25 protein-coding genes and 1 pseudogene are annotated in these 25,645 nt (G+C 65.4%); 14 read left to right on the top strand and 12 right to left on the bottom strand.

Annotated features, from left to right (window positions below):
• Positions 1-6: 6 nt before the first annotated feature.
• Together ASC63_RS02810 and ASC63_RS02805 are read left to right on the top strand one after the other, a co-directional pair.
• Positions 7-543, top strand: coding sequence for a flavin reductase family protein (locus ASC63_RS02810; RefSeq protein ID WP_055809639.1), 537 nt, complete (start codon positions 7-9; stop codon positions 541-543).
• Between the two features lie 62 nt (positions 544-605).
• A complete protein-coding gene (locus tag ASC63_RS02805) occupies positions 606-1,376 on the top strand; it encodes an alpha/beta fold hydrolase (protein ID WP_055809636.1) in 771 nt (256 codons plus the stop codon).
• Here the strand turns inward: ASC63_RS02805 and ASC63_RS02800 are convergent.
• The 5 genes and pseudogenes from ASC63_RS02800 to ASC63_RS02785 form a co-directional block, all read right to left on the bottom strand.
• Entirely contained in the window at positions 1,373-1,927 is a 555-nt protein-coding gene (locus tag ASC63_RS02800; protein WP_055809634.1) for a DUF2127 domain-containing protein, read from the bottom strand. The two genes, ASC63_RS02805 and ASC63_RS02800, sit on opposite strands and share 4 nt — an antisense overlap.
• A 21-nt stretch (positions 1,928-1,948) precedes the next feature.
• Entirely contained in the window at positions 1,949-2,884 is a 936-nt protein-coding gene (locus ASC63_RS02795) for an RNA polymerase sigma factor (protein WP_235492334.1), read from the bottom strand.
• A 194-nt stretch (positions 2,885-3,078) separates the two neighbouring features.
• A pseudogene (locus ASC63_RS16600) lies at positions 3,079-3,246 on the bottom strand (RNA polymerase subunit sigma-70); the annotation flags it as partial.
• A complete protein-coding gene (locus ASC63_RS02790; protein ID WP_055809631.1) occupies positions 3,243-3,620 on the bottom strand; it encodes a YciI family protein in 378 nt (125 codons plus the stop codon). The gene ASC63_RS02790 and the pseudogene ASC63_RS16600, both read right to left, overlap by 4 nt.
• A 135-nt stretch (positions 3,621-3,755) precedes the next feature.
• Positions 3,756-4,766, bottom strand: a complete 1,011-nt coding sequence (locus tag ASC63_RS02785; protein WP_055814717.1) for an NYN domain-containing protein — start codon at positions 4,764-4,766, stop codon at positions 3,756-3,758.
• Positions 4,767-5,101: 335 nt separating this feature from the next.
• Between ASC63_RS02785 and ASC63_RS02780 the strand changes: the two genes are divergently transcribed.
• Positions 5,102-5,386, top strand: a complete 285-nt coding sequence (locus ASC63_RS02780) for an iron-sulfur cluster biosynthesis family protein (protein WP_055809628.1) — start codon at positions 5,102-5,104, stop codon at positions 5,384-5,386.
• A 73-nt stretch (positions 5,387-5,459) separates the two neighbouring features.
• On the opposite strand, the gene ASC63_RS02775 is transcribed toward ASC63_RS02780, so the two are convergent.
• The gene (locus ASC63_RS02775; RefSeq protein WP_055809625.1) at positions 5,460-6,329 is read right to left on the bottom strand and encodes an IclR family transcriptional regulator; all 870 of its coding nucleotides are present in this window, start codon (positions 6,327-6,329) and stop codon (positions 5,460-5,462) included.
• A gap of 134 nt (positions 6,330-6,463) precedes the next feature.
• Here ASC63_RS02775 and ASC63_RS16595 point away from each other — a divergent pair, with 134 nt between their 5' ends.
• The 11 genes from ASC63_RS16595 (at position 6,464) to ASC63_RS02720 (ending at position 18,314) form a co-directional block, all read left to right on the top strand.
• A complete protein-coding gene (locus tag ASC63_RS16595) occupies positions 6,464-7,129 on the top strand; it encodes an ABC transporter permease (protein WP_055809623.1) in 666 nt (221 codons plus the stop codon).
• Positions 7,122-8,162, top strand: a complete 1,041-nt coding sequence (locus ASC63_RS02765) for an ABC transporter ATP-binding protein (protein WP_327063323.1) — start codon at positions 7,122-7,124, stop codon at positions 8,160-8,162. Before ASC63_RS16595 ends, ASC63_RS02765 begins: the two co-directional genes overlap by 8 nt.
• A 1-nt stretch (position 8,163) precedes the next feature.
• Positions 8,164-8,949, top strand: coding sequence for an ABC transporter permease (locus ASC63_RS02760; protein WP_055809620.1), 786 nt, complete (start codon positions 8,164-8,166; stop codon positions 8,947-8,949).
• A gap of 68 nt (positions 8,950-9,017) precedes the next feature.
• A complete protein-coding gene (locus ASC63_RS02755) occupies positions 9,018-9,962 on the top strand; it encodes a glycine betaine ABC transporter substrate-binding protein (protein WP_055809617.1) in 945 nt (314 codons plus the stop codon).
• Positions 9,963-10,475 carry a formaldehyde-activating enzyme gene (gene fae / locus ASC63_RS02750; protein ID WP_055809614.1) on the top strand — a complete coding sequence of 171 codons (513 nt, stop codon included), beginning with the start codon at positions 9,963-9,965 and terminating at the stop codon, positions 10,473-10,475.
• 2 nt (positions 10,476-10,477) lie between these two features.
• The gene (locus tag ASC63_RS02745) at positions 10,478-11,581 is read left to right on the top strand and encodes a mandelate racemase/muconate lactonizing enzyme family protein (protein ID WP_055809612.1); all 1,104 of its coding nucleotides are present in this window, start codon (positions 10,478-10,480) and stop codon (positions 11,579-11,581) included.
• A gap of 42 nt (positions 11,582-11,623) precedes the next feature.
• A complete protein-coding gene (locus ASC63_RS02740; RefSeq protein WP_055809609.1) occupies positions 11,624-13,123 on the top strand; it encodes an aldehyde dehydrogenase in 1,500 nt (499 codons plus the stop codon).
• 80 nt (positions 13,124-13,203) lie between these two features.
• Entirely contained in the window at positions 13,204-14,139 is a 936-nt protein-coding gene (locus ASC63_RS02735; protein ID WP_055809606.1) for an NAD(P)-dependent oxidoreductase, read from the top strand.
• Complete coding sequence (locus ASC63_RS02730; protein WP_055809603.1) at positions 14,136-15,341, top strand: iron-containing alcohol dehydrogenase family protein; 1,206 nt, start codon at positions 14,136-14,138, stop codon at positions 15,339-15,341. The genes ASC63_RS02735 and ASC63_RS02730 overlap by 4 nt, the downstream gene beginning before the upstream one ends.
• Complete coding sequence (locus tag ASC63_RS02725) at positions 15,338-16,825, top strand: NAD-dependent succinate-semialdehyde dehydrogenase (protein ID WP_055809599.1); 1,488 nt, start codon at positions 15,338-15,340, stop codon at positions 16,823-16,825. The genes ASC63_RS02730 and ASC63_RS02725 overlap by 4 nt, the downstream gene beginning before the upstream one ends.
• A gap of 205 nt (positions 16,826-17,030) precedes the next feature.
• Positions 17,031-18,314 carry a S1C family serine protease gene (locus ASC63_RS02720; RefSeq protein WP_055809596.1) on the top strand — a complete coding sequence of 428 codons (1,284 nt, stop codon included), beginning with the start codon at positions 17,031-17,033 and terminating at the stop codon, positions 18,312-18,314.
• Between the two features lie 30 nt (positions 18,315-18,344).
• On the opposite strand, the gene ASC63_RS02715 is transcribed toward ASC63_RS02720, so the two are convergent.
• From ASC63_RS02715 to ASC63_RS02690, 6 genes are all read right to left on the bottom strand, one after another.
• A complete protein-coding gene (locus tag ASC63_RS02715) occupies positions 18,345-19,385 on the bottom strand; it encodes a lactonase family protein (RefSeq protein ID WP_055809593.1) in 1,041 nt (346 codons plus the stop codon).
• Positions 19,386-19,413: 28 nt separating this feature from the next.
• A complete protein-coding gene (locus ASC63_RS02710; protein WP_055809590.1) occupies positions 19,414-19,740 on the bottom strand; it encodes a hypothetical protein in 327 nt (108 codons plus the stop codon).
• A gap of 157 nt (positions 19,741-19,897) precedes the next feature.
• Positions 19,898-20,545, bottom strand: coding sequence for a hypothetical protein (locus ASC63_RS02705; RefSeq protein WP_055809587.1), 648 nt, complete (start codon positions 20,543-20,545; stop codon positions 19,898-19,900).
• 173 nt (positions 20,546-20,718) lie between these two features.
• Complete coding sequence (locus ASC63_RS02700; protein WP_055809584.1) at positions 20,719-21,156, bottom strand: MarR family winged helix-turn-helix transcriptional regulator; 438 nt, start codon at positions 21,154-21,156, stop codon at positions 20,719-20,721.
• 255 nt (positions 21,157-21,411) lie between these two features.
• Positions 21,412-24,423 (bottom strand): MGH1-like glycoside hydrolase domain-containing protein, encoded by a 3,012-nt coding sequence (locus ASC63_RS02695; protein WP_055809580.1) that lies wholly within the window; start codon positions 24,421-24,423, stop codon positions 21,412-21,414.
• 282 nt (positions 24,424-24,705) lie between these two features.
• A complete protein-coding gene (locus ASC63_RS02690; protein ID WP_055809578.1) occupies positions 24,706-25,464 on the bottom strand; it encodes a winged helix family transcriptional regulator in 759 nt (252 codons plus the stop codon).
• Between the last annotated feature and the right edge of the window lie 181 nt (positions 25,465-25,645).

Raw genomic sequence — 25,645 nt, 5'->3', positions numbered from 1 at the left:
AAGGCCATGGACGCGAACCCGTCGACATGGAGTGAGCACACGGTCGGCGCGCCCGCGACCGACGCCGATGGAGACGCCTACCGCGCTCTCTCCGGCAACGCGGCCAAGGGCATCGCCGTGGTCACGGCGGCCCATCGAGGCTGGGATCATGCGGTCACCGTCTCCGACTATCTGTCGGTGACATACGATCCACCGACCATGCTCGTGAGCCTGTATTCGCTGTCGCGCATCGTCGAGGCGGTTGCCGGGGCCGGGCGCTGGGGGCTGAGCCTGCTCGCGTCCGATCAGCGCTCGGTTGCGGAGCGGTTCGGCGAGCAGGGCGCCCCGCTGGATGCGTTGCTGCGCCAGACCCCGCACGTTCGGCGAGACCCCGACGGCCCGGCCCTCATAGCCGGAGCGCTCTGCTGGTTTGAGCTGCGTACCGTGGCTACTCACGAGGCGGCCACCCACACCCTCGTCGTGGGCGAGGTGACGGCGATGGGCCGTGCGCGCGAATTCGGCGCGAAGCCGCTGGTGAGATTCCAGTCGGGCTACCTGCGTTGAGTTCGCGCGCGTAGTATCAGCGGCGAGAGACGCAGCCGCAGCATCCGCACAGAGAGCGAATCATGACCGAGACCGTCACATCCGCCGATGGCACCGTCATCGCCTACGACCGGCAGGGCGACGGGCCCGCGCTCATCATCGTGGGAGGAGCGCTCAACACCCGTCAGTCGCCCGGCGAGCTGCTCGGATTGCTTGCGTCGCGGTTCACGGTGATCGCCTATGACCGGCGCGGTCGCGGTGACAGTGGCGACACTCAGCCGTACGCGATCGAGCGCGAGGTGGAGGATCTTGCCGCGCTCATCGAGGCGGCAGGAGGGTCTGCGTTCGTCTACGGTCACTCCTCCGGGGCGATCCTCGCGCTGGAGGCCGCGTCGCGCGGGCTTCCTCTCAGCAGGGTCTCCGCCTACGAGCCGCCGTACACCTTCGACCCCGATAACCCGCAGCCGGCATCCGACGGCGGGGTGCAGGCCACCCTCGATGCGGGGGATCGTGCACTTGCGGTAACGAATTTCATGCGGCTGACGGGAATGCCGCAGCAGGCGATTGATGGCGTTACCCAGGCGCCGTTCTGGCCGGGCATGCTCGCCATCGCCCATACGCTGCCATACGATCTTGCCCTGAGCGGCGACGGGGCAGTGCCGGCACACAGGCTCGAAGCGATTGCCGTTCCGACCCTGGTGATGCACGGGGGAGCGAGCCCGGCGTGGGCGGCCCGATCCGCCGCAGCGATCGTTCAGGCGGTGCCCGATGCGCGACAGCTGGCCGTTGCGGGTCAGGATCACGGCGTCGACCCGGCCGTACTCGCTCCGTTGCTGATCGAGTTCTTCGCCTAATTCGCGAGCGCGCCCGTTTTCGACCCGGGCGGCTTGATCTCTCGATACTCCTTGTAGACGAGCACGATGATGGCCAGGTCGATGACGGTGAGCACGGCCATGCCGACGGTCGGCGCCGTCGCCAGCGTGTACAGCTGGTAGAGCAGGAACGCCGTGAGCACGGCGAGCGCATAGGGATAGGCCCTGTGGATGCGTCGCAGCAGAAAGTACACGAGTGCGAGTTTGACGAGCCCGTGCACGAGCAGGAATGCAATCAGAAAGCCAAGCCCGGTGTGTGCGAGCTGGTCATCGAGGTTTTCGAGGTAGTTCGCGATGAATTGGCGGAACGGATCCATGCCCTCGCCCGCCTCGGCGGCGACCGCCACCAGGGCGTGGTGCGGCATGCTCGGAGCAACGAGGAGCACGATACCCACGGCGAGTTCTATCGCGCCGTCGATGCCCTTGACAATGACGCCGACCTCGTAGAACTTGTCGAGCAGCGTCCACCGCCGCTTCGAACGTGGCTGCCAACCTGTCGGGTGCGCTCCCTTGCCGAGTCGGTCCGCGCACATGAACAGAGTGTACGTCGGGCCTTATGTGGATGCTTCCTGCCGCACATCCGGACTATGCCGATCGGAACCGAGCGCAGCGGCGCGCGTCGACAGGTATTGTCGGGTGCCCGGATCGGTGGTGAGGGAAATCGTCTTCTCGTAGGCGCGACGCGCCTCATTCACGCGTCCGGATGCGGCGAGCAGGTGGGCGCGTGTCGCCCACGCCGGCTGGAAGCGAGTCAGCGCTGCGTCCGTGATCCGATCGAGAGCGGCGAGGCCGGCATCCGCCCCGTCGAGCCGGCCGATCGTGGCCGCAAGCGAGACGCGCGCCCCGAGCGTCGGCGCGACGCGCACGAGCGCTTCGTACAGCACGCGCAGCGTGGCCCAGTCTGTGCTGCCGGAGACGGCTCGGGCGCAGTGCACCGACTGGATTGCGGCCTCAAGCTGAAAGCGGCCGATGCCACCGAGCGCATGGGCGCGGCGCAGCCAGGCCTCGCCCGAGGCGATGAGCGAGGCATCCCACAGTGCGGTGTCCTGCTCGTCGAGCGGCACGGGGCGATCGTGGGAATCGTGTCGGGCATCCGCTCGGGAGAGCGACAGCGCGATCAGCGCGGCAAGACCGAAGGCCTCCCCTTCGTCGCCGAGCAGCGCGGCCAGCGTGGAGGCTAGATACAGCGACTCTGCTGCCAGTGAGGTGCGAATCTGCACCGCGGAACCGGACGTCGGCATCCAGTCGATCGCATATGCGCCGTAGATCGCCTCGAGCACCGCGGGCAGGCGGCCAGGCATATCCTGCCGCGACGGCACGGCGAAGGGAATGCGTGCGTCCCGGATGCGCCGCTTGGCACGTACCAGCCGTTGCGCCATCGCGGGCGCGGGCATCGCGAACGCGGCCGCGATCTGCGCGGCCTCGAAACCGAGCCCGTTTGCAGCATGAGCGGGGTGCGAATGCTCGCCTCGATGGCCGGGTGCGCGCACACGAACAGCAGTTCGAGTCGCTTGTCGCCGATTGCGTCGAGGTCGAGTTCGTCGGGGCGCAGAACGCCGGGGGCGATTCGGCCCTGTGTGCTGCCGTGCACATCCGCTTCATCGAGAGGGGCGGATGTGCGATGGGCCGCCGAGCGATACAGATCGCGCAGCCTGTTGCGCGCCACGGTGAGCAGCCATCCTTGCGGATTGTCGGGCACGCCGCTGCTCGGCCACCTCGACAGCGCCTGCACGAACGCGTCTGCCAGCGCGTCCTCGGCAGTGGGAATGTCGCCGCTCGGGGCGGCGAGCAGTGCAAGCAGGCGCCCGTAAGAGGCGCGGGCGACCTGCTCTGCCCGCGCCTTCGCGGTCACATCGCGCTGCGCCACTGCCCGTCTCGGTAGAAGGTCGCCGAGGGCCGCACCTCGATGACACCCCAGTGCACCGAAGGTGCCTTCTCGGCCCAGGCGAGCGCCGCATCCAGGTCGGGCACGTCGATCACGAAGGTGCCGCCGAGTTGCTCCTTGGTGTCGGCGAATGGGCCATCCTGTACCGTCAATGCGCCGTCGCGAGACGTGACGGTCGTTGTCACCGAACTGGGTTGCAGCACCTCGGCAGAGACCAGCACACCTGCCGATTCGAGGGCCTTGGCGTAGGCATCGAATGCCGCCTGGCCTTCGGAGATGGCTTCGTTGCCCAGATCGGCCTCGGTCATTTCGGGGTAGTGAAGAAGAAGTGAGTATCGCATGGGAGTTCCCTTTCGCTGAGTGGTACGGTAGGCGCCCGCCGCTGCGGTCGACATACTTCTCTGACGATTCACGCTCCGCCCAATCGACACGGATGCCGTCGAGTGCGCAAGACAATGGTGCGGTGAGGCCGCCTCCTACTCGTTCTTGTAGGCCGGGCGCAGCCGGATGAGGCGCGCCTGGCCGTCTTCCTTGAACTCCACCAGGTTCTCCCGGGACTTCACAAAATCGGTGAACTTGCTGAAGCCGAGTGCGCCTTCATTGAACGAGGGATCCATCCGCAACATCTGATTCTTGACCGCGGAACTGCTCAGCCACTCGACGTCGCCTTTCGCCTGGCCCAGGCGAAGAGCGCGTACCAGCAGGCCGCTCGGACCGCGCTTGGGTACGGATGGTGCGGATGGTGCGGAGTTTTTCGCGTCCGTTTCTGATGGATCGGCTGCCGGTGTCGCTCGCTGTTTCTTGCCGCCACTCACCGCCCGAGAGGGCGATTGTGCGGGAGGGGATTGTGCGCCCGTCCCCGCCGTTGCCGGTGCTGTGTCGGCGGATTCGATGAGCTCAGGCGTCAGGTCGACATCGAGCTTGAGCAGTGCGTCGTAGTCGGAGAACTCATCGCATGCCGCAGCCAGCGCCTTGCTCGTTCCCCCGGCCACGCCGATTCCCACGACGTAGCGCCCGAGCCGTTTGGCGCGTTGGGCGAGCGCGATGTAATCGGAGTCACCCGCCACGATCACCACATGGGTGAGGTCGGGCAGCCGAAACAGATCCTCCACCACATCCACGGCGAGGCGGATGTCTGCGCCGTTCTTCATCGACGCCACCGTGGGAAAGAGCTGCGTGAGGTCGACGGCCTTGTCGATCAACTGCTTCTGGTAGCCGGCATTCACCGGTACCGACCAGTCGGCGTAGGCCCGACTGAGCACGATGGTGCCGAACGACGAGGCGAAGTCGAGTATCGCGCCCACGTCGACGGTGGCCTCGGCCAGCCGCTTCGCGACCTCCGTGCCCGCCTTCGCGGGGGTTGCAGTGAAGCGCCGGGCCTTGTCCTTGTGAAACTGGCCGCCGCCGTGCAGCTGGTCGTAACGGGAGATCACGATGTTGTCGAAGTCGATGTAGACGGCAACGCGGCCCTCGGTCGGTTCGGTCATTCTGGCTCCCTCTGCGTGCATTGGAAAGGTGCGGTACAGCCAGTCTGGTGCGTACGCATCCGCCGCCGCCAGCATTTCAGTGCACCAGCGTCGCGCGCATAACGCATGCAGATTGACGGGAGCGCTCATCCGGCTGCTGAATTCCCGCGGATGTCTGGGCGGGGTTCCGCGTTCTGCATGAGTTATGCGCGCGCCGGCATCCGCATCGGCATCCGCATCGGGCAGGGCGCGACTGTGCACGTGTGAACTCCCTCCGAATGCCGCGAACAGGGTTGAAGATGGGCGCGCGATGCGGAATCGTGGCCTACTTCCAACCGCTACCGGAAGGAGAGCGCATGCTCACCCTCACCGAAAACGCAAGCAGCCTCATCAAGAATCTCGCCGAGCAGACGCCCGTTGCAGATGATGCCGGGCTTCGCATCAGCACCACGGATGCCGAGTCCACCAATTTCACGGTCGACTTCACCTCGACCCCGGAACCGACAGACAAGGTCATCGAGAACGCCGGTGCGCGAGTCTTCCTGGAGGAGAACGCAGCCGTTGCACTCGACGACAAGGTGCTCGACGCGCAAGTGGATGCCGAGGGCTCGGTGCGCTTCGCCATCGGCGCCGCCGCATAACAGCAGAGATTTCGCGCGAATGGCGCGGCAGTGGGCAACCCGCTGCCGCGCCATTCGTGTGTATCGGCAGTATTCAGATGCGCATGGCGCCGAGCTGCGCGGAGAGCTCGGCCGCGATCTTCGCAGCCAACACGCCAGCCTGGTCGAGGTGGCCTCCAAGCCGTGCTTTGGGGGCGCTCACGTTGATCGCGCCGACGATGCTGCGTCGAAAGTCGTAGACAGGGGCTGAAACGCCGACGACCCCCCTCTCGAATTCTTCGTCAACCGTCGCATAGCCCCGTTTGCGAATGCGGCCGATCTCCGACATCAGGCTCTCGAAGTCTGTCACGAGTCGCTTACCCGTTGCGCCCGGCGGGTCGGGAAGCGCGCCGGCGGCGAGCAGTTCTGCAGGAACGGGGCCGGTGACGGGCCTGTCGTGTCCGTGTCGTTCGTACCAATCTCGCAGGGCCGGCTCGTCCCAGTCGCTCAGCAGTACGCGCCCGGAGGATGTCTGCCAGGCCGCCACACTGACTCCCTCCCAGCCCAACCCGCGAAACGCATAGTCGCTCTCCTGGCTCAGCAGCGTCAACACACTTCCGCCGCGTAACACGCACAGGTGAGTTGTCTCGTGGATAGCGGCAACCGCCCGCCGGAGGTAGGGCACGGCCTCGCGTACCAGCCGTGATTCGATCGTGCGGGCTGCAAGTGCATAGAGCTGATAGCCCAAGCGGTAATTCTGCGTCTCCGGATCACGCGCAGCCAGCCCGCTTTCGGCCAGTGTCGCCAGCGTGCGAGAGACCTGGCCCTTGTCGCGCCCAACGAGCTGCGCGACCCGCGATACGCCGAGACCACCGGATGCGTATGCCTCCGGCGACCCGAGTACTTCCAGAATTTCGAGGTCACGACGAAGCCCGGCGGAGTTGCGCCTGGGCGCGGCAGGTGCGGCATCCTCATCAACGGTCATGGTGTCAACATAGACTCATAGTTGTCATTTGCACAACGCATGTTGTGCAAATAGGAACTCTCTCGTAGTCTCGGCTTGTCAGTCGCCACCCGGCACCGGCGGTTTGCTCAAGGACGAGTGAGGAGGTACTCGCAGTGACCCAGTTCAGCTTCGCGAGATTGATTCAGTTCCTCAGCGATCGGTCGGAAGAGATCGTCGATCTGGCGCTGCAGCACATCGGCGTCGTCGCCATCTCGCTGATCATTGCCATGATCGTGGCAATGGGCATCGGAATGCTTACCTGGAACCGACCGATTCCCCGTTCGCTGGCCGTCACCGCGGCCGGTATCGCGCTGACCATCCCGTCGCTGGCCCTGCTCGCGGTGCTGATCAGGCCGTTCGGACTGGGTTGGACGCCAACCGTCATCGCTCTCTCCTTCTACTCGCTGCTGCCCATCGTGCGCAATACAGTGGTCGGCCTGCGGGAGGTGCCCTCCGCCGTCATGGAATCGGCCAAGGGAATGGGAATGGGCGGCGCGCGCATCCTGTTCACGATCCAGCTGCCCATCGCCTGGCCGATCATTCTCACCGGCGTGCGGGTCTCGGCCCAGATGGCCATCGGCATCGCAGCCATCGCCGCCTATGTTGCCGGGCCCGGACTGGGCACGTATATTTTCCAGGGCCTTTCGTCTCTCGGCTCCGTCAACGCCCTCAACTACGCCCTCGTCGGCACCGTCTGCGTGGTCATCCTCGCGCTGCTGGTTGACGGCCTCTTCGTTCTTATCACCCGCTTCACAACCTCAAGGGGGCTCCGTGCCTGAGTCAAGCAACACCGGAATCAACGCGATCGCCAACAACACCAGCGGGGCATCCATCGTTCTCGACGGCGTGACGAAAACCTATCCGAACCAGCCCGTCGCCGCTGTCGAGAACTTCAGCATGAACGTCGAACCCGGCGAATTGATCATGTTCGTCGGGCCAAGCGGATGCGGCAAGACCACGACCATGAAGATGATCAATCGCATCATCGAGCCGTCAAACGGAAGCATCAGTATCGACGGTCGGGACGTGCTCTCATTGAACCCCAATGAATTGCGCCGGCACATCGGCTACGTGATCCAACAGATCGGCCTCTTTCCGCACATGACTATTGCCGAGAACATCGGCGTCGTGCCGAAACTCCTCGGGTGGAGCAAGGAGAAGACGAAGAGTCGCATCGATGAACTGCTTGAGACGGTGCAACTCGACCCGGCACTCTTCGCGCACCGTTACCCGAAGCAGCTCTCGGGTGGCCAGCAGCAGCGGGTCGGCGTCGCTCGCGCGCTGGCGGCAGATCCACCCGTCATGCTGATGGACGAACCGTTCGGCGCGACAGACCCGATCACCCGAGAGAAGCTGCAGGCCGAGTTTCTGCGGTTGCAGGAGTCTCTCGGCAAGACCATCGTGTTCGTCACCCATGACTTCGATGAGGCGGTGCGGCTCGGCGATCGCATCGCGGTGCTCTCCGACCGCAGCCAGATCGAGCAGTTCGACACTCCCGCGAATATCCTCGCGACACCGGCCAACGACTATGTCGCTTCCTTCATTGGGCGCGGTGCCGCTATCAAACGTCTCGCGCTGATCCCGGTGACCGAGGCGACGCTGGGTGCGGCATCCGATGCTCCGCGCTCGCCGATCACGGTGGATATCGGCGACTCGCTGCGCGATGCGCTCGATGCGCTCGTGCTCAGCGGTTTGCCAGTGCTTGCCGTCGTCGAGGGGGGCCGCGCTGTCGGCTCCATCACACTCGAGCGCATCTCCGAGGTGCTGGGCACCGACGTTCTGGCCTCGAGCGAAACGGGAACGGGAGCCTGAGATGACAATTCAGGCGAGTGTCACCGAATCGATTGCGGCAATAGAAGCCCCCAAGCGTCGGGGCAGCGTCTTCACCCTGAGGCGGGTTGCGACTCCGATCGTCGTGATCGTCGTTCTTGCGCTGCTGTACTGGTGGGTCGCGACCATGAAGCTTGATTCCATCGAGCAGCGCACACTCAACTGGACGTACATCATCGATCGCACGAGGGAACATCTCCTCCTCGTCGTTGTCGCCTCGGCCCTGGTGGCCGTCATCGCCATCCCGGTGGGAATTCTGCTGAGTCGCACGCGGTCTCGCGTCGCGCGTGCCATCATCCTGGGCATTGCGAACATCGGTCAGGCCACGCCGGCCATCGGCGTGATCATTCTGCTCGCCATCGTGTGGCAGACCGGATTCGCGACGGCGATAGTGGCGCTCGTCGCGTATTCGATTCTGCCGGTGCTGCGCAATACGATGATCGGCCTGCAGCAGGTTGACTCCGATGTGCGTGAATCTGCCAAGGGGATGGGGATGACGCGCAATCAGGTGCTGCGGCGCATTGAGTTGCCTCTCGCCGTTCCGGTCATCGCGGCCGGGCTGCGCACATCCCTCGTCTTCGCTGTCGGCGTCGCGACCGTCGCGACGTTCATCAACGCGGGTGGTCTCGGCGACATGATCGTCAACGGGCTCAAGCTTCAGCGGTACCCCGTGCTGGTCACCGGCGCCGTGCTGGTTGCCTGCATCGCCCTGCTCATCGACTGGATCGCCGGCATCTGCGAAGACCTGCTGCGCCCCAAGGGCACATAGTGCCGTGCACGATCCGCTTCATCTCTACATCGCATGCACCGCAACACATCCCATCACCTGGAGGAACAATGAAGTTACGCAAGGCAACCACGGCCCTGTTCGCCATCGCGGCGGCCAGTGCACTCGTGCTCACGGGCTGCTCGTCGAGCAGCGGGGGCTCGGGCGGCGCGTCAAAGGGCGACGAGGTCAAGGGCCTCACCGGCGTCGTCGGCGCAAAGGACTTCTCAGAGCAGTACATTCTGGCCTACCTCACGAGCGACCTGCTCAACGCCCACGGGGCGAAGACCACGACGAACACCAAGGTGGTCGGCTCCGCCAATGTGCGCCAGGCCCTGGAGAGTGACCAGTTCATGGGCTACTGGGAGTACACCGGCACCTCGTGGATCACCTACAACAAGAACACCACACCGGTGAAGGGCGCCGAGGCGCAGTTCAAGGCGACCAAGGAGGCGGATGCCAAGAATGGCATCGCCTGGCTCGATCCGGCGCCGCTCAACAACACATACGCCTTCGCCATCCGAACCTCCGAGGCGAAGAAGCTCGGCGTGAAGTCGCTGAGCGACATCGCCAAGCTGCCGGTGAAAGATCAAACGTTCTGCATCGAGAGCGAGTTCTCGACACGCGACGACGGCTGGCCCGGTCTGAAGAAGGCATACGGAATCACCGTTCCGGACTCGAACGTGGCGCTGCTGGACACGGGCGTCATTTACACCGCCACCCAGAAGGGCACGGACTGCAACTTCGGCGAGGTCTTCACGACGGATGGCCGAATCAAGGCGCTCGACCTGACTGTGATGAAAGACGATCAGGACTTCTTCCCCGTCTACCAGGGTGCGCTCACCCTCAAGCAGAGCACTCTCGACAAGTACCCGGGCATCGCCAAGGTGATGGCCCTGCTGTCGCCGAAGCTGACCACCGAGGTCATGCAGTCGCTGAATGCCGAAGCGGATGTCGACGGCCGTGAACCGGCGAAGATCGCGAGCGACTGGCTGAAGAAAGAGGGATTGATCTAAGTGTCCACGCAGGCCCTTCTCATCGGTGAGAGTTTCATCGGCGACGGCGTGAATGCCGCGCATATCAACGTGGTGTTCGGTCATCGCGAAGGGCCTGCGGGACTCGCCTGGGCGAGCGCCCTGGCCACCCCCAGCGCCGGTCACGTGCCGTTCGTCGCCGTGCTCCGGCCCTCCCTTCCCGTCAAACCGCTGACGCTCTTCGTTACCAAGTCGGCGCCGGAAAGTGCTGCGCACGGACTGCTGATCTGGGGGCCGGCCCAGGCCGGTGTGGCCGCCGGGGTCGCTGACGCGCTCGCCGACGGCATCATCTCCCCTGAACAGGCAGACTCCCATGTCGTGATCGCGGCGGTGTGGGTCAACCCCGGGGCGAACGACGCCGAACTCGTTTACACGAACAACCGAGAGTCGGCGCGCACAGCCTTGGAGAACGGCGTGCGCCATCTTCCGAATACGAACGACGTCATTGACGCGCGGAACTCGCCGTCCAACCCCTTCTACACTCCAAAGGCCTAACCATGAAGATCACCGCCATTCGCCTCACGCGAATGAGCCTGCCGCTCGATCCGCCGTTCAGGGCCGCCTGGGACCCCACGCCGCGCACGAGCTTCGCCGCCACGCTCGTGGAGGTCGAAACCGATGACGGTGTCACCGGCGTCGGATCCGGCGACACCATGGACGGCTTCGAGGCGTTCGAGCACCTGTTCCTCGGCACCGATCCGCTGCAGATTCTCAACCAGGTGCGCCGCATCGAGACCATCAACTTTCATGGCGGGCGCTATTGGCCGCTGGAGGCGGCACTGTGGGACATCATCGGCCAGGTGGCCGGGCTGCCGGTGAGCATCCTCTTCGGCGGAGCCCGGGATCGCCTCGCCGCATACGCATCAAGTGGCGAGCTGAAGTCGCCCGAGGCGCGCGCCGAGGCTGCGCTTGCCGCACGCGAGCTCGGGTTCCGGGCCATGAAGATACGCATCGCCCGCGATCACCTCGACGAGGGCATTGCTGCTGTTCGCGCCACGCGGGAGGCGGTCGGACCCGATTTCGATCTCATGGTCGACCTCAACCAGATGTGGCGCATGAGCGGCGACATCGAGGCGGCGCTGCCTCTCGCCCGGGTGCAGCGTGTGGCGGTGGAGCTCAATGAGCTGGGCGTGCTGTGGCTGGAGGAGCCGCTCCCGCAGGTGGACATCTCGGGGGCTAAACGGGTGCGAGCCGAGACCGGCATCCAGATCGCCGGCGGCGAGATGGTGCGCAGTCTTCCCGAGCTCAACGCTCTCATCGAGGCGGATGCCTTCGACATCTACCAGCCGGATGTCGCGCTCGCCGTCGGCATGTACCGCGCGCGCCAGGTCGCGGAATCCGCGAATCTGCGGCACCGCTCCTTCACCCCGCACACGTGGAGCAACGGCCTCGGGCTCCTGGCAAATCTGCACGTCGCCGCGGGCGTCGATGCCGGTCCATATCTCGAGTTTCCGTTCGACCCGCCCGGATGGACGCCCGAACGTCGGGACTTCTTCATGACCCCGCTCACCATCGATGCCTCCGGTGACCTCGTGGTACCCACCCGGCCGGGTCTCGGTGCAGAGATCGACCGCGATGCGGTCGCGCGATACGCCGTCTAACTTTCCCATTCGACGTTAAGAAGCACGGAGTACACAGACAGCATGACGAACTGGATCGAGCGGGCATCCGCCCTCATGCCGCAGACAGGGCTCTTCATCGATGGCGCTTTTCGGCCGGCGCTCGACGGCGGGACCTTCGATACCATCGCGCCGCGCGACGGTTCGCTGCTGGCTCGAGTGAGCTCGGGCGGCGAGGCGGATGTCGACCTCGCGGTGCGCGCGGCGGCCAGCGCCTTCGAGAGCGGCGCCTGGTCACGAGCCGATCGCAGGCACAGACAGGCCGTGCTGCTGCGGCTTTCTGAACTGATGCTCGAGAACCTGGACGAACTGGCCCTACTCGAGGCGATCGACTCGGGGCACCCTATCGGCGATGCGCGTGGTGTCGATGTGCCGAACGCGGCCCGCACCATGCGCTGGTACGCGGAAGCCATCGACAAGGTCTACGACGAAATTGCGCCGACACCGCGCAACGCGCTCGCGCTCGTAACGAGGGAGGCACTCGGCGTCGTCGGCGCCGTGGTGCCGTGGAATTACCCGCTCATCATTACTGCCTGGAAGATCGCACCGGCGCTCGCGATGGGTAACTCGGTGGTGCTCAAGCCGGCAGAGCTGACAAGCCTCTCCGCACTTAAACTCGCCGAACTCGCCGCCGAGGCCGGAATTCCCGACGGTGTCTTCAACGTGGTGCCTGGATTGGGCGCCGTGGCGGGGCAGGCGTTGGGCCGGCATCCGCTCGTCGACAAGGTCGCCTTCACGGGCTCGCCGGCTATCGGGCACGCATTCCTGCGCTACGCGGGAGACTCCAACGGCAAGCAGGTCTCCCTGGAACTCGGCGGCAAGTCGCCACAGCTCGTGCTCGCGGATGTCGAGGACATCGCCGCCGCGGCATCCTCGATCGCGTGGGGCATTTTCTACAACGCCGGTCAGACCTGTCACGGCGGCAGCAGACTCATTGTGGACGAGCGTGTGCATGACGAGCTGGTGGACGCGGTTGTGCAGGTGGGCAACTCGCTCGTGCTGGGCGACCCGCTCGACGAGGCAACCCAGATCGGCACGATCGCCAGCGAGAAGCAGCTTGATCGTGTGCTCGACTACATCGGCGTCGCCCACGCGGAGGGCGCCACAGTCATCGGCGGCGCGCAGGTGCGTCCACCGGCGCTCGAGGGTGGCTACTACGTGCAACCGACGGTGTTCGACGGTGTGGACAACGCCGGCCGCATCGGCCAGGAGGAGATCTTCGGTCCCGCTCTCGCGGTGACCACGGTACGCGGAGCCGAGGAAGGCATCTGCGTTGCCAACGACAGTGCGTACGGGCTTGCCGCGAGCGTGTGGACGGGTAACGTGACGACCGCGCATCGCGTCGCCCGCGAACTGCGCGCCGGCACGGTCTGGGTGAACACCTTCGATGTGGCCGATGTGATCACGCCATTCGGCGGCTTCAAGAGCTCGGGCTCGGGTCGGGACCGCTCACTGCACGCGCTCGATTCGTACTCGGCGCTGAAGACCACCTGGATCAACCTGGGCGACGGCCCGCTCGACTGAATCACCTGCACCGAAGCTCCAAGAATCACAACCACGTCACATTTATCAAGCTGTATTCGCTACGACACTGATGGGGAGAAATGTCTCTACCGCACGCCAACCGATCGACCACCGTCGGCTTCATCGGGCTGGGCAACATGGGTTCCGGGATGACCCACAACCTGCAGGCCGCGGGGTTCCCGTTGGTCGTCAACGACATCCGTCGTGAGGCCGCTGGCGAACTCCTCACCGGCGGCGCCGCGTGGGCTGATACTCCGGCCGAGCTTGCCGCCCGAAGCGACGTGGTCATCACGATGCTGCCGACGCCCCGGCACGTCGATGCGGTAGTGCACGGGCCGAACGGCATCCTCGCCGGTATAGCGGATGGCGGCACCTGGGTCGACATGTCCACCTCCGTTCCAGAGGTGGCTGAACGAGTGAGGACCGAGTACGCGGCGCGAGGGCTGCGGATACTCGATGCCCCGGTGAGCGGCATGTCGGTTGGCGCGGCGAATGGGATGCTTCAGATCTTCATTGGCGGCGACGCGATCGATGTGGAGCGGTTGCGCACGGTCTTTGAGGCGATGGGTGACCCACAACGTATTCTGCACGTCGGTGCTGCCGGCACCGGATATGCGGTGAAGCTGATGATCAACCAGCTGTGGTTCTCACACCTGGTGGCCACCGCCGAGGTGCTCAGCGTGGGTGTGAAGGCGGGTGTCGACCTTGCGGTGCTGCGCAACGCTCTCGTGGCCAGCCCTGCCAACAGCAACTTCGTCGAGAACGACGTGCTATCGATTCTCGAACACAGCGACTACGACGAGGGATTTGCGATCGCTCTGGCCTGCAAAGACCTCGGCCTCTCCATCGATCTCGGCCGCTCCGTTGGCGTCTCCACTGAGCTCTCGGCGCTCGTCGAGCAGATCTACCGCCGGGCAAAGGCGCGTTACGGTGACCGGGCTGGCGAGATGACACCGGTGAAACTCTACGAAGAACTGATTGGTTCCGATCTGCGCCTGGAAGGGGCATCCGCATGACGACGTCGACCGCCACAACGGGGCTTGCACCGCTGCCCGCTCCACTGTCAGAGAGCGAACTCACGCTGGATCCCAAGCCCATCGCGTACTTCGGCCGCGGCAGGGTGGCCGAAGTCGGCGCGATTGCCGCGTCGACGGGCGCGCACAGCGCTCTTGTTGTGACCGATCCGTTCTTGGCAACCTCGCCGGTTGTCGAGGCGGTGCGTACCTCCCTTGAACTGGCGGGGTTGGCCGTAACGGTGTTCGGGGGCGTCACCCCGAACCCCACGACGACGTGCGTCGATGAGGGCAGCGACCTCGCGGCATCCGTCTCGGCAGACGTGCTGGTCGCCGTCGGCGGTGGCTCGTCGATGGATGCGGCGAAGGGGGTCTCCCTCGGCGCCGTCAACCCCGAACGCGGCATTGGGCTGGATTACACGACCGAGTTCGCTCACGCGGCGTTGCCGATCATCGCGGTGCCGACGACGGCGGGAACCGGCGCGGAGGTCAATGCGTTCGGTGTGATCACGGATGTCGAAAGCCACCGCAAGTTCTACGTCGGCCACACGAGCGCCCTCGCGCGTGCCGCCGTGCTCGACCCGGAACTCACCGTCGGGCTGCCCGCCGGCGCTACGGCGGCCACCGGCATGGATGCTCTCACCCACGCCCTTGAGTCGTACCTTTCGATTCGTGCGAACCCGTATTCCGACGGGATCGCCCTGCAGGTCATTGCGACCGTCGCCGAGTACCTTCCGCGAGCCGTCGCCGACGGCAGCGACATCGAGGCGCGCTCGCAACTGCTGCTCGCCAGTCATGTGGCGGGTGTCGGGTTCTCACACACGGGGCTCGGTCTCGTGCATGGCATCGCGCATCCACTCGGCGGGCAGTTCAACATTCCGCATGGATTGGCACTGTGCGTCGTGATGGAGGGCGTACTGCGCTTCAACCTCAGCGCCCGTGAGGAACGCATCGCCCGCATCTCCTTCGCGCTCAGTGTCGGCGATACAGCTGCGACGACCGCAGATAATGCCGAGGCAGCCATCACGGCCGTTGCCGCGTTGGCCCGCCAAGTCGGCATGGTCGGTCCGCTCTCGAAATTCGGGGTGACGGATGCCTCGCTCGCCTCGCTCGCCGCGGACACGCTTGCAGACTCGGTCACCGCCAACAATCCGCTCACCCCGACGGCCGCTGATGTCGTTCGTATTCTCAAGGAGTCACTATGAGCACCACTGTCACCGACGCAGACGAGAAGACTTTGCTTGCGAGCATCCCGACCGGCCTTTACATCGGCGGCGCATGGCGGCCGGCGAGCGACGGCGGTACCTTCGACGTGCTCGATCCGTCGAACGGCGAGGTTCTGTTGAGTGTCGCGGACGCAACCCCCGCCGACGGACTCGCCGCGCTCGATGCCGCGGCATCTGCTCAACGAGACTGGGCACGCACGGCGCCCCGCGCCCGGGGGGAGATTCTGCGTGGTGCATTCGAGGCGGTCACCGCGCGTGCCGACGCCTTCGCACTGCTGATGACGCTGGAGATGGGAAAGACCCTGGCTGAGTCGAAGGGTGAGGTTGCGTACGGGGCCGAGTTTCTGCGCTGGTTCTCAGAGGAAGCACCGCGCGTCAGCGGACGCTACGCGACGGCACCCGATGGCGCGAACCGGCTGCTCGTGAACAAACGTCCTGTCGGACCGAGCCTGTTCATCACGCCGTGGAACTTTCCGCTCGCCATGGCCACCCGCAAGATCGCGCCGGCCATCGCGGCAGGCTGCACGATGGTGCTCAAGCCCGCCGCGCTCACGCCGCTGACCGCGTTGCTGTTTACGCAGGTGCTCGAGCAGGCGGGGCTGCCTGCGGGCGTGCTCAATGTCATCCCCACGACGAGCGCAGGGCGGGTCACCGGCCCGCTGATCAAGGATTCGCGCCTGCGCAAGCTCTCGTTCACCGGTTCCACCGAGGTGGGGCGCCGACTCATCGCTGATGCGGCCGACCAGGTTCTGCGCGTCTCGATGGAGCTCGGCGGAAACGCGCCGTTTCTCGTGTTCGACGACGCGGACGTCGATGCAGCGGTCGACGGAGCGATGCTCGCCAAATTGCGCAACGGAGGAGAGGCCTGCACGGCGGCCAACCGCCTTCTCGTTCACGAGAGTGTCGCTGCGGAGTTCACGGAGAAGCTCACCGAGCGGATGCGCGCCCACACCGTGGCCCGCGGCACAGACCCGAGCGCGAAGATCGGTCCTCTCGTCGACGAGACCACACGAGACAAGGTGCACGAGCTCGTCAGTGCCACTCTCGCGGAGGGCGCGACGCTCACGCTCGGTGGGCACGCGCTCGATGGCCCCGGCTACTTCTACGAACCCACCGTGCTGACGAATGTGCCGGCGGACGCGCGCATACTGCGCGAGGAGATTTTCGGCCCCGTCGCGCCCATCGTCACTTTCGCTACCGAGGAGGAGGCCGTCCGGCTGGCCAACGACACCGAATACGGGCTCGTCGCCTACGCATTCACTCGTGACCTCAATCGTGGGCTGCGACTCGCGGAGGAGCTGGAGACGGGCATGCTCGGGCTCAACGCGGGAGTCATCTCAAACCCGGCAGCGCCGTTCGGCGGAGTCAAGCAGTCTGGTCTCGGCCGAGAGGGCGGCTTCGAGGGCATCGAGGAGTACCTGGAGACACGCTACATCGGAATTGCAAACCCCTTCGCCGACTGAGTGCAGGTCTATCCCTCAAGTCCCTCGGGCGCAGGCTCCCTCGGCACTGGCGTCGTGGAAACGCTGGCGCGATTCTTTCCCCTCCACTGCTCACAGCAAACTCTGGGTATCTCACAGCGCGTTCAAAACGCTGACATAACGCATCCGCAAGATCGGGGTGTGGTCTTCAGCTAACGAACGGATCACGCCGAGAGGAACCAGAGCGATGGACATCAACAGCAAGCGCACGCGGCGGCGTGTAGCGATCGTCTCAACCGCGGTGGCGGCGACGGTCGTCGTCGGCTCGGCATTCGGCCTCGCTGCAACCCACGGGGCATTCGGATCGACGCCCGCCGCATCGACGCCGAGCGTATCCACAATTCATAACGCCTTACAGCTCGGCAACGGCTACGGTCGGTCTGGCTACGGCATGAATGGGTATGGCTCAGACGGATACGGCCAGGGCGGATACAGCCAGTATGGGTACGGTCAAGCAGGCGTCGGCTCGTCCGGCTCCTCGACCAGCGCCGCGCTGGCCAGCGCGACCTCGGCTCAGGAGATCGGGGTCGTCGACATCAACTCGCAGCTCACCTACGACAGCGCCGAGAGCGCGGGAACCGGTCTCGTGCTCAGCTCGAACGGCGAAATTCTCACGAACAACCACGTGGTTGAGGGCTCGACGAGCATCAGCGTCACTGTCGCGGCGACCGGGGCCAGCTACACGGCCTCCGTCGTGGGAACCGACGCCACAGACGACATCGCCGTGCTTCAGCTGAGCGGCGCATCTGGTCTCAGCACGGCCCACATCACTAGCGCTGATGCCGCCGCCGTCGGCGACGCGGTCACCGGTGTCGGCAACGCGGGTGGAACGGGTGGCATGCCATCAGCCTCACCGGGTCAGGTGACGGCGCTCGACCAAAGCATCACGACGCAGGCCGAGCAGACCGCCGTTTCCGAGACGTTGCACGGCCTCATCGAGACGGACGCCGACATCCAGCCCGGCGATTCGGGTGGCCCGCTCTTCAACGCGAGTGATGAGGTCATCGGCATCGACACCGCTGCCGAGCAGGGCGGAACGACGACCGCCGGCTACGCGATTCCGATCGGCACCGCACTCACCATCGCCGGCGATATCGAGGCGGGCAATTCCTCGTCCACCATCTCGCTCGGCTACCCGGCGTTTCTGGGAATTGAGGTTGCGCAGACGGCGGATGCCACGGCATCCGGTTACGGCGCCGCTTTCGGCAGCGCGAACGGCGGCGACACGCAGGCCGCGAGCACGGGTGCAGCCGTCGGCGGTGTCATCGACGGCACCCCGGCCGCCGCAGCCGGCCTGGAGGCGGGGGACACGATCACGGCGCTCGGCGGCGTGAACGTCACTTCGGCTTCCGAGTCGACGGCGGCGCTCGCCGCCCATGCGCCCGGTCAGAGCGTGAGCGTCACGTGGGTGGATGCGACGGGCGCTTCTCACACGGCCACGCTCACCCTGGCTCGCGGCCCGGTCGCATAGCACCGCAGACGGCGAAGCGGGCGGGCTCGCCTATGCGGGCACCAGGCAGGTGGGGGAGCCGACAGCGAACGTCGCGATCAGGTGCTCGGGAACTCCGGTGTGGGCATCCAGCCGAAACGCGGTCACCGTGCTCGAGGCCTGATTGGCGACGAGCAGCATGCGCCCGATCTGCAGGTGGTGGCGGGGTACGGATCCGCCGCAGGGCACATCGGCGATCGGCTCGAGCCGTGCACCGTCATCGTGCACGGCGAGCGTCGAAATGTAATCGGAGCCACGCACGCTGACCTGCGCGAAACCGCCCGAGGCATCCACTGAGATCTCGGATGCCGTGTCTCCCGGCCGCGCGCCCGCCCGGCTCGCCGGCGTGCTGCTCTCGATCGCGAAGCGACCGTCTCCGTTCGCCGCAAGCACGAACACCGTCACGGAGACCTCGCCAATCACGAGAATGCGTCCGCTCGGATGCCGCACCAGATGTCTCGGCTCGGAACTCTTCGGGAAGACAACCTCGTGGTCGGCGACGAGGCCGGTGCCCGCCTCGTATCGCCACACGCGCAGCAGATCGAAGCCGAGGTCGGTCGTGGCGACACGACCGTCGGGCAGCATGAGCGCGGCATGCGCGCGGGTGGGCCGACCGCTCGCGCCATGCGGGTCGACGGCGGCAGCCGCGGCGAGCCGGTTCGTGATAGCGCCGGCGTCGTCGAGCTCGTAGAGCAAAACCTGGCCGTCTCCCCAGCACGAGACGACGAGAAAGCGGCCGGCGGGGTCGACGGCCACGTGGCAGGCGGCGGCGCCTGCCGGCCATGCCTCGCCGGCGGCTTCGAGCGTGCCGGGCGCGGTCACGCGAAACGCGCGCACCGTCTCGGCGCTCTCGCCCACCGCATACACGAGGGGTAGTGTCGGGTGCTTTGCCAGGAACGATGGCGAGGGCGCAGCGGTCGCGAGCCCGGCACGTTCGGGGCGTCCGGATGCGACGCGGAGCGTGCCGATTCCCTCACCCTTGCCGCCGGCATCCGCCGTGTACGAGCCGACCCAGAGGTCGAGTGTGGGCAGGGCCGGAGTGGTGTCGGTCATGCGTTCGACGCTACCGCCCGCGGCAGGGTCACGGCAGCAGCGCGAGCCAGCCGGTGATGAGCTGGTGCAAGGCGGCGTCGCCGAGCGGCTCGCCGTCGACGAACTGCGCATACGCAATGGGGCCGGCAAGCAGCCGAAAGCCGTCGGCCGTCACCTCGATGCCCAACCCGTGCGACAGGCGGTCTCGGGCGCGTGCACTCGCGCCGACATCGGGCTGTGTCGGCAGCCCGATGCCTTCGGCGAGGCGGTCGCGCATGTCGGTGGCGAAGGCGAAAAGCACGGCATGCGGGGATTGCCCGGCGGCTTCGGCATCATCCCACAGGGAGGCGCGCTCGGGTAGTGAATTGACGTACACGGGTCGTTCCCTCTTTTTCGGGTCGGGGGAGGTGTGTCTCATCGAAAGAGATGCGCGGGCGGGGCGTTTATGACGCGACTCGGTGGGATAACAACGCAATGCGGGCCCCCCTTTCGGGGGACCCGCAGGATTCACGTGGCGTGAGAACCAGTTGGTCCTAACGACCGAGGATCGCTCCCAGGTCGACGCCGCTGGTGATGCCGCTCAGCGCGTCATCCACGGTGCCCTTCACCGCATCCGAAACGTTGGCGCCGATGTGGCTGACGTCGGTTCCGGTCGTGGTGCTCACGTCGTTGCCCGAGCCGACGGGCGCGCTTGTGTCGTTGCCCGAAGCCACCGGCGTGGTGTTGCCGTTGCCGGCGCTGGTCTCGTTGCCTGAAGCTACAGGAACGTCGTTGCCCGAAGCCACGGGTACGTCATTACCGCTTGCCGTCGTGTTGCCGCTGCCGATCGGGTTGCCACTGGCTACGTCACCGACCTGGTTGCCGCTGCCGATGTCTCCGACCAGCGGGCCATTGACGAGGCCGCCGTTTGCGGTGCCGCCGTTCAACAGGCCGCCGTCACCCACCGAAGTGCTGGTCGTCGGTGTGACGAGCAGCGGGATGCTCGTGCTCAGATCGCGCAACAGGTACGCGGTGGCGTCGGTCATTGAGCTCTCGCTGGAGGAACTGCTCTGTGGCGTCCATCCTCCGCCGTCATTCGGCGTTGCGGCGTTGGCGGGTGCTGCAAGACCCACCATGAGAAGGGCGGAGGCGGCCACTCCCGTTGCTCCGATGATTCCGGTGCGCTTAGCGAAGTTGTTCATATTCTGAACTCCAATCGATACGGTACTTCAGCGGTTGGGGAGATCCCGGCCGCTATAGAGGGATCCGGAGCCCTCGGCGAATCGGTTTGGATATCTGTCACCCAATTGGGGGATGTCTGGCCGATGCTCTACACGGCCGCGACAGGGATCGTGGCGCTGGCGGCGGCTTCAGTTCACTCGGCGTAGTCGCGCAGTTTGTTGCTGAGGGCCGCGAGCTGCGCCATCTCCGCGGGGCTGAGTGCCCCGCCGACCCGCTTGGTGATGGATGCCATATGGTCGACGGCGACGCGACGAAAGATCTCGAATCCCGCGTCGGTGAGGCGGATGATCGTGCCGCGGCCATCCGTCGGTTCGGGGCACTTGGCCACGTAGTCGCGGGCAAGCAGCCGGTCGATGAGCCTGCTGACGCTCGGCTGGGTGAGCAGCACGTGCTTGTTGAGGTCGCGCAGGCGCAGGCTTCGATCGGGCTGCTGCGAGAGCGTGAAGAGCACGTCGTACTCGTTGAAGGAGATCTCGCCGGTGGGAAACTCGGATGCGAGTGCACGCATCACCGACACCTGGGCGCGGAACAGGGATTCCCATGTGGAGACGGCATCCGCCTTGGTGCTCACCGTTGCCCCTTTCGTGGCCCGAACCCTCTGGTTTCCAAGGATAGGGACTGGGCGATCAGGAGGGAAACGGGCCCGGACATTAAATGATTGAGGGCCCGTCGCAGAGGCTAGCGACGGGCCCTCTCCCTTGCACCAAGAGTGTCCTGCAATCACATTCCGCGGAAGCTGCCACAGCAAACAACTTCCGCTCTTGAACTATATAACGAACAGGTAACGGGGCACAAGGTTACCAAACCGTTATTTTCGAATGAGTTTTCAGTGTGAGAGCTGGTGGGAGTTCAAGCGCACCGATTTACCGGCCTTGTATGGCCGCGAGATGGAGACCCCGCTGCCGTTCAGGTTGATCCGATTGCTCGTCACGCGCAGTTCGAATTTCTTGCCGTGCCAGAAGAGGTTACGCACTCCGACCTCGTTGAGGGTCGAGGGCAGCTTGGGCGTGATGACCAGGGCATCCGGTTCTGCCTCGACGCCCACGAAGGCGTAGAGGAAGCTGGCCGGCGCCAGCCCACTCTCGGGGAATGGAATATCGGTTCCGACCGACGTGCTCTTCGTGCCGCTGTCGACGGTGCTCTCACCGCGGAAGAGTGGCGTGCCGCCGCACAGGTGGTCGGGGTCCTTCCAGCGGTCCAGGATCGCGGTCATGCGCCCCCATGCATCGTCTGCGCCCTGGTAGCGGGCGCGGGCCATCACATCGAAGCCCGAGGTGTAGAGAATCGCCCCGCCGTCCTGCACCTGCTGTCCCCACGGAATCGTGACGTTTTCCAGAAAGAACCAGTAGTTGTTGCGGCGGGTCGTGGAGCGCGGGGCGTATACCCACTTCGAGTAGATGTCTGCAGGGCCGTCGAAGTAGTCGCCGACCGCAACAACGAACCGCGACCGGGCTGCGGGGTCGGGAGCGCCGTCGACGTATGCCAGCGCACCCGGCGCGACGGTCATCGACGACCACCACGCGAGGGTGCCGGTGACGTTCGAGACCTCGAGGTAATAGACGCCCGGCGCCTGCTTGTCCACGTCGATGTGGGCGATCGAACCATCGCTCCAATCGCTGAACTGCTGCTCTTTGATCTTGACGGGAGCCGTGTCGCCGGGCGCGCCCTTGTATAGCGTCATGGTGAATTCCGCGCCGCGAACACCATAGGTGGGAAAGCGCGCCGCCGCGCTCGTGAACGCGGCGTTGGCCGTGAAGGTCGTGCCCATGGTGTGCCCGGGCGCGATTTTCGGCGCGAGGCCGCCGCCCTCGATCAGCACCACGGAGTTCTGCAACTCGGTGTTGCCGTTGTCGAGCCAGTCGAAGATGCGCGTCGCCTGGGCGGCTGACGGCAGACCGAAGGATGCCGCCTCAAGGTTGACGTAGGTCGAGCCGTAGTCGTGGGGGACGCCATCCACATCGACGGATTGCACGTACCGGCCCGCGTCCTCGTTCCAGAAGAGTTCGTTATAACGGTTCAGAACAGAGGAGCGTACTGCTCGCAGTTGTTTCGCCCGCGGCACCTTGTGCACGTATTCCTCGAGCTGCGCCATCGCCTCGAGTGCACCGTAGAAATACGCGTTGAGGAACGCGTCGAGGTGGCCGAATGAGGTGATGTCCCAGTAGTTCGAGGGCACCGCCCCGTCGCGTCCGCTGTGGTCGGGTGAGGTGATCGTGACGATCCCGGTGCTGCCGCCGAGCGTGTCGAGATAGAAGTCCATCGCCTTTCTGAGACGGGGCAGCATCGTGGTGAGGAACGCCGAGTCGCCGGTCCATGAGTAGTAGCGCCACGCGCCAAGAATGTACATGGCGTTCGACGAGAAGTGCCGGGCGTCGTAGACCTTCGGATCGGGGAACGGCCAGCCCTGCGAATCGGGCCATGCCCACACATAGCCGTCGTCGTCCTGCTTCGTGCTCAGCAGACTGTCCGCCTGCGCCTGCCTGCCCGCGGTGCCTGTCCAGTCCAGGATGCGACCGTTCCAGTCGGCCCAGGCCATCGCGTGCCCGTCGAACCGGAAGCTCAGTGCGCGCTCCCAGTAGAAGGTCGAGAGCTGCTCGGCCCTCACGTGATCGGATGCGAGGAAGACCGGGAAAATCTCGGGCAAGGCATCCGAGTGGGGCTGAACACCGAAGGTGAGCGACCGCGAGATGACCGGGGCCTTGGCGGTGTCGCCGGTATTCAGGGTCAGCGCGAGCGTGTCGCTGGTCATCGCTCCCGTGAGAATCGGCTGGGGCGCCGCGATCTGAAGGTCGTACGGGCCGGTGCCTGTGGCCGCTACCCACTTCGTGCCCGACACGGTATTTGTCCACGACGAGCGGCGTTTCAATTGCTGCGACGGTATGTAGTCGCCGTTGTCGCCGACGAAGCGGCTGAACAACACGCCATCCGCGTAGTCGATGGAGTAGCCGTCTTTGACCCATGACGTGTTCAGCGACAGGCCGATGTCGGCGCGCGCATCGCCCTGCCAGTGCAGATCGTAGGAGAGGCCGAGCTTCGGGCCGCTGAGGTTCAGCTCCAGCGAAGCGACACCGTCGACGTTGAAGCCCACGACGTCGAGCGTCATGGTGCGGCCCGTTAGCGCCTGGCGGTCGGCATATGAGGCACCTTTCACGTCCACGTTCGAGGTGCCGCTGAATGCCCACCAGCCCGGTGTGCCCGCGCCATCGGATGCCTCCAGGTAGTAGACCCCGGCCGGTTGCGGATCCACATCGACATACGCCCAGCCGTTGTCTTTCATCGGATTCACCTCGCTGCTGCCGATCTCGGTGAGCCCCGTCGCGGGAGTGCCCGAGTACAAGGTCAGCTTCATGGACGAGGTCGAACTGCTCCACGTTGGAAATTCGCCGCCGACCCGCGTGAAGCGGTAGGCCGTCGCCGTGAACGACTGGCCGAGCGTGCGCCCCTGAAGCAGCTGAACGGGGGCGTTTTGTTGGCCCTGCTTGAGGTCAACGGATGACGGCATCTGGATGCCGGCCAGGCTCAGTGTGCTCCCGCTCGCGGTGAAGGTGACCCCGTCGTTGAACGCGGCGTCGAAGTAGTCGGTCTTGCCGAGAAAGATCGAACTGAATGCCGTCTTCTCGTAGTGGCCGTTGCCGCTCGGGTCACATCTCAACTCGGTGATCTTGCCGTATGCACCCGAAATGCTGATGTACCCGTTCTTCAATCGATACGTCGCAGCCTCGGTCGCGGCGGCGGCAGCCGCACGGGCGGGCTGCGTCAGGGTGGTGGCGGCTGCCACGAGTCCGGCTCCCTTGAGAAAGGATCGTCGGCTTGTGGTGAAACGGCTGCTGATGCTCATCGAAAGTCTCCAATGACTCGATCGTGGCCCGGAAGCGAAGCCTCCAGAAATGCAGTGTGAGGCCGGTGCCGTCGACTACGACGGCCATCCCGGTTTAAAAATGAAAGGTTTCAAACACAGAGTATCCACGAGACCTTCACGACTGTCAAGCACTTTCCCTGACGGATGGCCGCGTTCCCGCACGAGGGCGCGGACAAAGAAATATCACCCTGTTTTCGCAGCGCACTCCCGGTGTGGAAGGGGTGCGACGCGAAAACAGGGTGATATCGAGGCGGTGAAGAGTCAGAACATGTCGGGGCTGGGGGCGCTCGCGTAGCGGATCGAGACATCCGCGTGCCGGTCGAAGCGGTAGCCGATGCCCCGCACGGTGCGCACGATGTCTTCGTAGCGGCCGAGCTTGGCGCGCAGACGGCGCACGTGCACGTCAATGGTGCGCTCGTTGGGAATCTCATCGTCGTGGGCGTTCCACAGTGAGGCGATGAGCTCGGCACGTTCGATGGTTCGGCCCTCGCGCAGCACCAGGTACTGCAGCAGCTCGAACTCCTTGTAGGTGAGAGCGACGGTCTCACCGTCGAGCACAAGCCGCTTGCGTGAGATGTCGACGATCACGCCGCCGGATGCCGCATCCGTTTCTTCGTCGGACGCCTGGCGGTGCGCGGCCACCGCCGACGGGTCCTGCAGGGCGAGGCGCACGACGTCCACATCACGGCCGCCGGCGCTGCGCGGGGCGAGAGCGACGGCGGCGTAGGTCTCCGCCGCGGGAGCGAGCTGGGCGGTGAGGCGCTTGAGTTCCTCGACGATGTGGCCGAGGTCGGTTCCTGCAGCGAGCGCCTTGGCCTCGTCGATTCCCACGTAGAGCACGAAGCCGCGGGCCTCGGTGCCTTCGGGAACGGCGCGGATGCGCGGCGCCGCTGGGGCGGGAGCCGCTGTCGGTACCGCGGGAGCGGCATCCGGTGCGGCGGTCAGGGTCAGTGCGGGCGTCAGCGTCGGAGCGAAAGCGGTGCGGCGGGGACGGTCGATATCGATGGTTGCGAGAGACATTTGTGTCGGATCCTCAGTAAGGAGTGAAGGCCTCTAATGGGGAGGGTGTGATCCTTCGAAAACTTCAGTACTACGTAGCGGAGGCAGATCGTTATGAGGGTCTGCGCCCGAGAACCGCTGTTCTGCAGAAAATCTCAGAGAACGGTTCGGCGAGGATTGGGCCGTTTAGGCACACATTCGA

It is taken from the genome of Leifsonia sp. Root112D2 (genome assembly GCF_001424905.1).
Lineage (GTDB): Bacteria > Actinomycetota > Actinomycetes > Actinomycetales > Microbacteriaceae > Root112D2.
This window is presented reverse-complemented; position numbering and strand designations above follow the sequence as displayed.

What these genes read in the sequence shown, in the direction of transcription:
- ASC63_RS02810 (WP_055809639.1), top strand. Translation starts at nt 7, where the DNA reads ATGGACGCGAACCCGTCGACATGGAGTGAGCACACGGTCGGCGCGCCC.
- ASC63_RS02805 (WP_055809636.1), top strand. Translation starts at nt 606, where the DNA reads ATGACCGAGACCGTCACATCCGCCGATGGCACCGTCATCGCCTACGAC.
- ASC63_RS02800 (WP_055809634.1), bottom strand. Translation starts at nt 1,927, where the DNA reads ATGTGCGCGGACCGACTCGGCAAGGGAGCGCACCCGACAGGTTGGCAG.
- ASC63_RS02790 (WP_055809631.1), bottom strand. Translation starts at nt 3,620, where the DNA reads ATGCGATACTCACTTCTTCTTCACTACCCCGAAATGACCGAGGCCGAT.
- ASC63_RS02785 (WP_055814717.1), bottom strand. Translation starts at nt 4,766, where the DNA reads ATGACCGAACCGACCGAGGGCCGCGTTGCCGTCTACATCGACTTCGAC.
- ASC63_RS02780 (WP_055809628.1), top strand. Translation starts at nt 5,102, where the DNA reads ATGCTCACCCTCACCGAAAACGCAAGCAGCCTCATCAAGAATCTCGCC.
- ASC63_RS02775 (WP_055809625.1), bottom strand. Translation starts at nt 6,329, where the DNA reads ATGACCGTTGATGAGGATGCCGCACCTGCCGCGCCCAGGCGCAACTCC.
- ASC63_RS02760 (WP_055809620.1), top strand. Translation starts at nt 8,164, where the DNA reads ATGACAATTCAGGCGAGTGTCACCGAATCGATTGCGGCAATAGAAGCC.
- ASC63_RS02755 (WP_055809617.1), top strand. Translation starts at nt 9,018, where the DNA reads ATGAAGTTACGCAAGGCAACCACGGCCCTGTTCGCCATCGCGGCGGCC.
- ASC63_RS02745 (WP_055809612.1), top strand. Translation starts at nt 10,478, where the DNA reads ATGAAGATCACCGCCATTCGCCTCACGCGAATGAGCCTGCCGCTCGAT.
- ASC63_RS02740 (WP_055809609.1), top strand. Translation starts at nt 11,624, where the DNA reads ATGACGAACTGGATCGAGCGGGCATCCGCCCTCATGCCGCAGACAGGG.
- ASC63_RS02735 (WP_055809606.1), top strand. Translation starts at nt 13,204, where the DNA reads ATGTCTCTACCGCACGCCAACCGATCGACCACCGTCGGCTTCATCGGG.
- ASC63_RS02730 (WP_055809603.1), top strand. Translation starts at nt 14,136, where the DNA reads ATGACGACGTCGACCGCCACAACGGGGCTTGCACCGCTGCCCGCTCCA.
- ASC63_RS02725 (WP_055809599.1), top strand. Translation starts at nt 15,338, where the DNA reads ATGAGCACCACTGTCACCGACGCAGACGAGAAGACTTTGCTTGCGAGC.
- ASC63_RS02720 (WP_055809596.1), top strand. Translation starts at nt 17,031, where the DNA reads ATGGACATCAACAGCAAGCGCACGCGGCGGCGTGTAGCGATCGTCTCA.
- ASC63_RS02715 (WP_055809593.1), bottom strand. Translation starts at nt 19,385, where the DNA reads ATGACCGACACCACTCCGGCCCTGCCCACACTCGACCTCTGGGTCGGC.
- ASC63_RS02705 (WP_055809587.1), bottom strand. Translation starts at nt 20,545, where the DNA reads ATGAACAACTTCGCTAAGCGCACCGGAATCATCGGAGCAACGGGAGTG.
- ASC63_RS02695 (WP_055809580.1), bottom strand. Translation starts at nt 24,423, where the DNA reads ATGAGCATCAGCAGCCGTTTCACCACAAGCCGACGATCCTTTCTCAAG.
- ASC63_RS02690 (WP_055809578.1), bottom strand. Translation starts at nt 25,464, where the DNA reads ATGTCTCTCGCAACCATCGATATCGACCGTCCCCGCCGCACCGCTTTC.